An 8,477-nucleotide genomic window follows, 5' to 3' on the forward strand; every position below is an offset into this window, starting at 1 on the left:
CGCGGCGCCGCACGCACCGCACCATCGGCCCCGGCGCCGGCCGCGCCGCCCCGCCGCAGGCGCTCCCCGACCCCGCCGAGGACTGGCCCGCCGCCCGCGCCTCGATGATCCGCGCCATCCTCGCCTCCGCCACCCCCGGCCGCGACGACCGCCTGTTCCCCGGCGACATCGCCACGTTCTCCGAAGGCGGCGGCCTCGGCCTCGCCCACGGCGCCGCCGGAGTCCTGCACGCCCTCGCCGAAGCCGGCGCCGAGCGCTACGAGGAGGGCGAGCAATGGCTCCTGCGCCGCACCGTCCCCGTGCCGTCCGGCACCCCGCTCGGCCTCTACGACGGCCTCGCCGGCGTCGCCTGCGTCCTCGACCGCCTCGGCCACACGCAGCGCGCCCTCGACCTGGCCGACGTCCTCCTCGGCGAGCAGTGGCAGCGGCTCACCTCCGACCTGCGCGGCGGCCTCGCCGGCGTCGGCCTCGCCCTCGACCACCTCGCCCGCACCACCGGCGAGCGCGCGCTCCACGACCAGGCCGTCGAGGCCGCCCAGCTCCTCGCGGACCGGCAGACCGCCGGGACTGCCGGGACCGCCGGCCCGGACGGGGACGGCCCGCGCCGCCGCGCCGGTCTCCTGCGCGGCGCCACCGGCCCCGCCCTGCTCTTCCTCCGGCTCTACGAGCGCACCGGCGCCCCCGCCCTTCTCGGCCTCGCCGAACAGGCCCTGCGCGCCGACCTCGCCCGCTGCACCCGTACGGAGGGCGGCACGCTCGAAGTCGACGAGGGCTGGCGCACCATGCCCTACCTCGGTGACGGCAGCGCCGGCATCGGCACCGTCCTGGACGACTTCCTGGCCCACCACCCCGACCCCGGCCCGTACTTCACCGAGGCCCGCGACGGCATCCTCACCGCGGCCCGCTCCCGGTTCTACGCCCAGCCCGGGCTGTTCCAGGGCCGGGCCGGGATGGTCCTCCACCTCGCCCGCACCACCGCGCCGGGCGTGCGGCCCGGGCACCTCGCCGGCCAGGTCCGCGGCATGTCCTGGTACGCCATGTCCTACCAGGGCGAACTCGCCTACCCCGGCAGCCAGATGATGCGGCTGTCCATGGACCTCGCCACCGGAACCGCCGGCTGCCTGCTGGCCCTCGCCGCCGCCCTCGGCGACGGCGCCGCCCGGCCCGCGCAGCTGCCGTTCCTCCCGCCCCCGCAGGGGCCCCGGAGCCGGCTCCATGCCGTTGTGGAGCCGTAGCAAGAAGAGAAGAAAAGAAACCGAAATCCCCGTCCCCACGGGAAATCCACGGAAGGACCACGACCATGGCGCTTCTCGACCTGCAGAACATGGAGTCCGAGGCGAACACCGGCCACGGCGGCGGCGGTCAGAGCACGGTCAGCCTGCTCTCCTGCATCAGCACCGCCAGCGTGCTGATCTGTCTCTGATCAGGCGCTGACAGACCGGATTCCAGCCGATCCGGCACCGGGCGGGCCCCTTCTGCGACAAGGGGCCCGCCCGGGTCCCGCATCCACGGATGGTACGGAGAGGAGGGCCGCTCCGCCATGGCACGTCACCGGGCTCCGCGGACGTCCGGCTCCGCGTCGGCGGCGGGCTCCGCTTCCGCCTCGGCCGCCGCTTCCGACTCAGCTGCTGCCTTCGCTTCCGGTTCCGCCACCGCCTCCGCGTCCGCCACCACTTCCGGTTCCGCTTCTGTTTCTGCCTCCGCCGGGGACCGGCTCCTGCTCGGCACCGCCCGGCACAGCGCCGGCCGCGCCGCCGCGCTCGCCCTCATCGCCGTCGCCTCGACCGGGGCGGCCCTACTGCTGCCCCTCGCCCTCGGCCACACCCTCGACCTGCTCCTCGCCCGCCGCGGCCCCGACGCCGGCCGGTGGACCGTCCTGTGCGCCCTCCTCGTCACCGTCCCCGCCGCGCTCGACGCCGCCGGCGAACTCCTCACCGGGACGACGGCCGCCCACGCCACCGCCCGGCTGCGCCACCGCCTCCTCGGCCACGTCCTGGCCGCCGGGCCGCGGGCCGCCGGCCGCTTCCCGCCCGGCGACCTCGTCACCCGGGCCGTCGGCAACGCCGCCGACACCGGCACCGCGCCCGCCACGCTCGCCCACGCCGCGGCGTCCGTCGCCGGGCCCGTCGGCGGGATCGTCGCGCTCGGGCTCATCGACCCCTGGCTCGCCGCCGCCTTCCTCGCCGGAGCGCCCCTCCTCGCCGCCCTCCTGCGCGCCTTCACCCGCGCCTCCACGGACAGCGTCGCCCGCTACCAGCGGCACCAGGGCGAGATCGCCGCGCGCCTCGTCGAAGCGCTCGGCGGCGCCCGCACGATCGCCGCCGCCGGCACCGCGGACCGGGAGCGCGCCCGCATCCTCGAACCGCTGCCCCGGCTCTCCCGGCAGGGCCGGCGCATGTGGCGCGTCCAGGGCCGCTCCACGGCCCAGGCCGGCACGCTCGTGCCCCTGCTGCAGATCGCCGTCCTCGCCGTCGCCGGACTGCGGCTCTCCCAGGGCCTCCTGACCGTCGGCGACCTCCTCGCCGCCTCCCGCTACGCCGTGCTCGCCACCGGCGTCGGCATGCTCGTCGGCCACCTCAACGCGGCGGCCCGGGCGCGGTCCGCGGCGAGGCGCGTCGCCGAGGTGCTCGACGTGCCGCAAGTCCCGTACGGGCAGCGGCGCGTGCCCGCCGGGCCCGGCACGCTGGAACTGCGGGGAGTGAGCGTCGTACGGGGCGGGCGGACGGTCCTGGACGACGTGAGCGTGACGGTGCCGGGAGGCACGTCGCTGGCCGTCGTGGGGCTTTCGGGAAGCGGGAAGACCGTGCTGGCGGAAGTCGCGGGGCGGCTGGCCGACCCGGCCGCGGGGTCGGTCCTCCTGGACGGCGCCTCCCTCCCTTCGATCCGCCGCGAAGACCTCCGCCGGGCCATCGGCTACGCCTTCGCCAGGCCGGCGCTGCTCGGCGGCACGGTCGGCGGCACCATCGGGTTCGGGGCGTTCGCCCCGGGGCGCGAGGCGCTGGAGGGCGCGGCCCGGGCGGCGTGCGCGCACGACTTCGTCCGGCGCCTCCCGCACGGCTATGACACGCCCTGCGCGGACGCGCCCCTCTCGGGCGGCGAGACCCAGCGCCTCGGCCTCGCCCGCGCCTTCGCCCACGCCGGGCGCGTCCTGATCCTGGACGACGCCACGTCGAGCCTCGACACGGCGACGGAGCGGCGCGTCTCGGCGGCGCTGCGCGCCTCCGCCGCCGCCACGCGCCTGGTCGTCGCCCACCGCCCCGCGACGGCGGCGACGGCGGACCGCGTCCTATGGCTCCACGAGGGCCGGGCGCGTGCGGTGGCCCCGCATGCGGTTCTCTGGCAAGACCCGTCCTATCGCGAGGTCTTCCATGCGTGAGCCCGCCCGCCTGCCCGGCGGGGAAGCCACCCGCGCTGTCCGGCGGCGCGGGGCCTGCGCGCCGTTGCGGCGGGACGTTCAGTCCGGCGGCAGGGGGTCCGGAGAGGCCGCGCCTCTCCCTCCCGCCGCGGCGGCGAGCAACCCCCGCCCACGTATCCGGCGGTGCCGTACCGGCCCTGGGATCGGGCTGTCCGTCATCGCCGGGGGCGTCCGCCGCGGCAGCGGAGCGCGTGCAGAGGCCCTGCCTCTCCCTCCCGCCGCCGCGGTGAGCAACCCCCGCCCACGTATCCGGCGGTGCCGTACCCGCCCCGGCTGCGGGCCGTGCCCAGGAGGTCGCCGTGACACCCGTTGAGCCCGGGCTCTTCCGGCGAGGGACGCGGTTCCTCGCCGGGCGGCGGCGCGTCGTCGCGTGGCTCGTCGTGTGGTCCGTCCTGGAGGCGGGGCACACGTTCGCCATGGGGTACGCGCCGGCCGCGGCGCTGGACGACGGGTTCCTCGCCGGAGAGCCCCGTACTGGGCTCGCCTGGCTCGGGGCGGCCGCCGTGGCCGTGGTCGTCGGCGCGTACGGCACGGGGAAGACGTACGGCGGCGTCGCCGGCCTCGTGGAGCCGTTCCGCGACCGTCTCGTCACCACGGTCGTGGACCGCGCGCTGCGCCGCGGCGACCCCGCGGCCGTGTCCCGCCTCACGCACCAGACCGAGATCGCCCGAGACGCCTTCGCCGGCCTCGTCATGGTCGCGCGGTCGTTCGTCTTCACCGCGGCCGGCGCCCTGACAGGTCTCTTCCTGCTCGCGCCCCCGCTCCTGGCGGTCGTCGTGCCGCCCCTCGTCCTGGGCCTCGCCCTGTTCCTGGCGACGCTGCGGCCGCTCGCCCGCCGCCAGGAGGCGTACCTGGCCGCGGACGAGGCCCTCGCCGCCGGGTTCGGCGAGGTCTTCGCGGGCTTGCGCGACGTCACGGCGGCGGGCGCCGAGCCGCGCGTCCGCGCGGAGGCCGGTGCGCTCACCGAGGCCGCGCTGGAGGCGTCCCGCGCGCTGGCCCGCTGGTCGGTCGTACGGGTCGTGGCCCTGACCGTGGCGGGCCGGCTGCCCGTGGTGCTCCTGCTGGCCGCGGCGCCGTGGCTGCTGGACCACGGCGTCACGGCGGGCGCCCTCGTGGGCGCGCTGGCCTACCTGACGCAGTCGCTGATGCCCGCCCTGCAGAACCTCGTTCACGGCCTCGGCACGAGCGGATCGCGCCTCGCCGTGGTGGTGCGCAGGCTCACCCCGCCGTCCCGTACGCCGGGCGCGGCGGCCCCCGGCTCACCCGCGCCCTCCCCGCCGTCCGCCGCCCTCCGCCTCCGCCGCCTCACCTTCGCCTACGGCGACCACGCCGACCCCGTCGTCCGCGACCTCGACCTGACCCTGCCGCACGGCGCGCACCTGGCCGTCGTCGGCCCCAGCGGCGTGGGGAAGTCGACGCTGGCCGGGCTGATCGCGGGCCTGCTGCGGCCGGGGAGCGGGGAGGTCGTCGTCGGCGGGAGGCGGGCGGACACGGCCGCGGCGGCCGCCGGGCGGGTGCTGATCCCGCAGGAGGCGTACGTGTTCTCGGGGACGCTCGCCGCCAACCTCGGCTATCTGCGCGCCGGCGCCGTCCCGGAGGAGGAGCTGCGGGCGGCCGCGGAGGCGCTCGGCATGACGGAACTCGTCCGCCGCCTGGGCGGTTTCGCGGCGCCGCTCGTCCCGGCGGAGCTGTCCGCGGGCGAGCGGCAGCAGATCGCGCTCGCCCGCGCCTACCTGTCGCCCGCGCCCCTCGCCGTTTTGGACGAGGCGACCTGCCATCTGGACCCCGCGGCGGAGGCCCGCGCCGAACGGGCCTTCGCCCGCCGCCCCGGCGGCACCCTCGTCGTCATCGCGCACCGCGCGACCTCCGCCCGCCGGGCCGGCCGCGTCCTGGTGATGGACGGCGCGGACACGGCCTGCGGCGACCACCACGAGCTGCTCGCGCGCTCGCCGCTCTACCGGGACCTCATGGGCGAGGACGGTGAGGCAGGGGGATCACACCCACCCCGCCCCCCGCGAGATGCGGATCGCGTCGACCCGGTTCCGCGCCCCGGTCTTGCGGGTGATGGCGGCCATGTAGTTGCGCACCGTCCCGTTGGACAGGTGCAGGCTGCGGGCGATCTCCCCGACGGAGGCCCCTTCCGCGGCGAGTGACAGCACGCTCAGCTCTCGTCTCGTGAGGGGGATCTCCGCGGCCTCCAGGAAGCCGAAGCCGAGCGCCTCGTCGATGAACCGCTCGCCCTTCGCCACATGCCGTATCCCCTCCACCAGCCGGTCCGGTGAAGCGTTTTTGCTCAGGTATCCCAGGGCCTTCTCCTCGTACGCCCGGCGCAGGGGCCCCGGCCGCCCCGCGCTGGCCAGGGCGAGCAGGGCCGCCCTGCCGCCTCCGCCGGCCGCGGCCTCGCCGTGCGCGTCACCGTTCCCGCTCCCGCTACCGCTACCGTTCTCGCTCCCGTTCCCGTTCCCGGACAGCTCCCGCAGCCCGCGCGGTCCGCCGGCCTCCGGGCTGTCCATGTCCACCACGCACACGTGCGGCCGCAGCGCGCGCGACAGGTCCGCCGCGCGCTGCCACGAGGCCGACGTGACGTCCAGGTCCGGCTCCCTGCCGAGCAGGAATGCCAGCGCTGTGCGCAGCAGATAGGTGTCATGTACCAGAAGTACCCGGATCACGGTCCCCGCCTTCCCGCTTACCGCTTCTTACTGCCCCTTGCCGCTTTCCCCGCGCAGCGAGCGCTGCGCCGGGCACGACGCCCATTCATACCGGCGTGTGCCACCGCGACGGGCGTGTATACAGGACATGGAGGGGGCGCAAGGGCGCATGAATCACGCCACGTGCGCCCCAAGTTCACTCGAAAGCGCCCCTCATGAATCGGGTGCCGGGGGTAGCGCGTCAGGCTTGTTGTGGGGTAGTGAGCCGGATGAGCCGGCAGACGGTCTCGATGTCGATCCGCACCTGGGCGATCGACGCGCGCCCCGAGAGCCAGGTGATGAGCGCCGAGTGCCAGGTGTGCTCGATGACGCGGACGGCGGAGAGCTGCTCGGGGGTGGGCGGCCCGGCCGGGCCCATGGCGTCCAGGATGATCGCCGTGGTGAGCCGGGAGACGGTGTCGACCTCGGCGCTCACCGAGCGGTCGGCGAAGGTGAGGGCGCGCACCATCGCGTCGGCCAGGTGCGGTTCGCGCTGCATCGCGCGGAACGCCCGCATCAGCGTCCGGGCCACGCGCGCGGCCGGGTCGGTGTCCGTCGGCGGGCGCTTGCGCAGCGTGCCGTGCAGCCGCTCCAACTGGTCCTGCATGGTGGCGACGAGCAGATGGATCTTGGAGGGGAAGTAGCGGTAGAGCGTGCCGAGCGCGACGCCCGCCGCCTCGGCGACCTCCCGCATCTGCACCGCGTCGAAGCCGCCGCGGCTCGCGAGCTCCTCGGTGGCCCGCAGGATCCGGCGGCGGCGGGCCGCCTGACGCTCGGTCAGGGGGAGGCTGGGCCCGGCGGGCACGGCCCGCGCGGTCGGCGACTTGGGTTCCGTCGTCATATGTCCCATTCCGTGGCAATCCATCCAGGGTGAGCTGTACGGCCCGGACGGCACAGCATGGCAGGGGCCGGGCCGTGGCGCGAATCACCCGATCCGGTCCTGGAGACTGCCCTTGCGGCCGGTAGATTCGAGGCTTCTGGACGACCCAGTCTGAAACTTGTTCTAGATTAGCGCGACCGGTTACGCTCCGGCCGGAACAGCAGCCAGAAGGAGGCCGGGGGAGTGACCGCTGAGGCCACTGAGGCAGCTCTCGCAGCGCACGCGCGGGACGCACGCCGGGACGCCCTCCACGAGACGGGCGACCACGACCGCCCTCTGCGCATCGCACTGCTCACCTACAAGGGCAACCCGTTCTGCGGCGGCCAGGGCGTCTACGTCCGCCACCTCTCCCGCGAACTCGCCCGCCTCGGGCACAGCGTCGAGGTCATCGGCTCCCAGCCGTACCCCGTCCTCGACGAGGGAGTGACCCTCACCGAGCTCCCGAGCCTCGACCTCTACCGCCAGCCCGACCCCTTCCGCACGCCCGGTCGCGACGAATACCGCGACTGGATCGACGCGCTCGAGGTCTCCACCATGTGGACGGGCGGCTTCCCCGAGCCGCTCACCTTCAGCCTGCGCGCCCGCCGTCACCTCGCCGCGCAGCGCGGCCGGTTCGACGTCGTCCACGACAACCAGACCCTGGGCTACGGGCTCCTCGGCGGACCCGAGGCGATCGGCGCGCCGCTGGTCACGACCATCCACCACCCCATCACCGTCGACCGGCAGCTCGACCTCGCCGCCGCCGCGGACTGGAAGCGGCGGGCGTCCGTACGGCGCTGGTACGGGTTCACACGCATGCAGAAACGTGTCGCCCGGCGGCTGCCGTCCGTGCTCACCGTCTCCGGCTCCTCCCGCCAGGAGATCGTCGACCACCTCGGCGTACGGGCCGAGCGGGTGCACGTCGTGCCCATCGGCGCCGACACGGACCTGTTCTCGCCGGACCCGTCCGTGCCCGAGGTCCCGGGCCGCATCGTCACCACCTCCAGCGCGGACGTGCCCCTCAAGGGCCTCGTCCACCTGATCGAGGCCCTGGCCGTGGTCCGCCGCCGGCACCCCGCCGCGCACCTCGTCGTCGTCGGCAAGCGCGCCGAGGACGGGCCGGTCGCCACCGCGATCCGGCGCTGCGGGCTGGAGAACGCCGTCGAGTTCGTCAAGGGCATCACCGACGCCGAACTCGTCGACCTCGTGCGGTCGGCGCAGGTCGCGTGCGTGCCGTCGCTGTACGAGGGCTTCTCGCTGCCGGCCGCGGAGGCCATGGCCACGGGGACGCCGCTCGCCGCCACGACCGGGGGCGCGATCCCCGAGGTCGCCGGCCCCGACGGCGAGACCTGCCTCGCCGTCCCGCCCGGCGACCCCGGAGCGCTCGCCTCCGCCCTGGGGCGGCTCCTCGCCGACCCGGAACTCCGCCGCCGCCTCGGCGCCGCGGGCCGCGAACGCGTCCTCTCCCGCTTCACCTGGCGCGAGGCCGCGCTCGGCACGGCCCGCCACTACCGCG

At 76.0% G+C, this 8,477-nt stretch carries 5 protein-coding genes and 2 pseudogenes; 5 read left to right on the plus strand and 2 right to left on the minus strand.

Annotated elements, in window-relative coordinates:
• From B7P34_RS33935 to B7P34_RS39540, 4 genes and pseudogenes are all read left to right on the plus strand, one after another.
• A pseudogene (locus tag B7P34_RS33935) lies at window positions 1–1,235 on the plus strand (lanthionine synthetase C family protein); the annotation flags it as partial.
• Window positions 1,236–1,300: 65 nt separating this feature from the next.
• Window positions 1,301–1,423, plus strand: coding sequence for a SapB/AmfS family lanthipeptide (locus tag B7P34_RS33940; RefSeq protein ID WP_106682003.1), 123 nt, complete (start codon window positions 1,301–1,303; stop codon window positions 1,421–1,423).
• A gap of 117 nt (window positions 1,424–1,540) precedes the next feature.
• Window positions 1,541–3,376, plus strand: a complete 1,836-nt coding sequence (locus tag B7P34_RS33945) for an ABC transporter ATP-binding protein (RefSeq protein ID WP_106682004.1) — start codon at window positions 1,541–1,543, stop codon at window positions 3,374–3,376.
• Window positions 3,377–3,714: 338 nt separating this feature from the next.
• A complete protein-coding gene (locus tag B7P34_RS39540) occupies window positions 3,715–5,568 on the plus strand; it encodes an ATP-binding cassette domain-containing protein (RefSeq protein ID WP_286157538.1) in 1,854 nt (617 codons plus the stop codon).
• Here B7P34_RS39540 and B7P34_RS39545 read toward each other — a convergent pair.
• Together B7P34_RS39545 and B7P34_RS33960 are read right to left on the minus strand one after the other, a co-directional pair.
• Window positions 5,494–5,928, minus strand: a pseudogene (locus tag B7P34_RS39545) (LuxR C-terminal-related transcriptional regulator); the annotation flags it as partial. The gene B7P34_RS39540 and the pseudogene B7P34_RS39545 sit on opposite strands and share 75 nt — an antisense overlap.
• Before the next feature lie 376 nt (window positions 5,929–6,304).
• Window positions 6,305–6,943 carry a TetR family transcriptional regulator gene (locus tag B7P34_RS33960; RefSeq protein ID WP_106682005.1) on the minus strand — a complete coding sequence of 213 codons (639 nt, stop codon included), beginning with the start codon at window positions 6,941–6,943 and terminating at the stop codon, window positions 6,305–6,307.
• Window positions 6,944–7,165: 222 nt separating this feature from the next.
• Here B7P34_RS33960 and B7P34_RS33965 point away from each other — a divergent pair.
• Window positions 7,166–8,477: glycosyltransferase family 4 protein (locus B7P34_RS33965; RefSeq protein ID WP_106682006.1), on the plus strand; the 1,312-nt coding region annotated here is incomplete at its 3' end.

This window comes from Streptosporangium nondiastaticum, from assembly GCF_003011965.1.
Classification (GTDB): domain Bacteria; phylum Actinomycetota; class Actinomycetes; order Streptomycetales; family Streptomycetaceae; genus Streptomyces; species Streptomyces nondiastaticus.

Coding starts and splice junctions, on each gene's coding strand:
- B7P34_RS33945 (WP_106682004.1), top strand. CDS start 1,541: ATGGCACGTCACCGGGCTCCGCGGACGTCCGGCTCCGCGTCGGCGGCG.
- B7P34_RS33940 (WP_106682003.1), top strand. CDS start 1,301: ATGGCGCTTCTCGACCTGCAGAACATGGAGTCCGAGGCGAACACCGGC.
- B7P34_RS33960 (WP_106682005.1), bottom strand. CDS start 6,943: ATGACGACGGAACCCAAGTCGCCGACCGCGCGGGCCGTGCCCGCCGGG.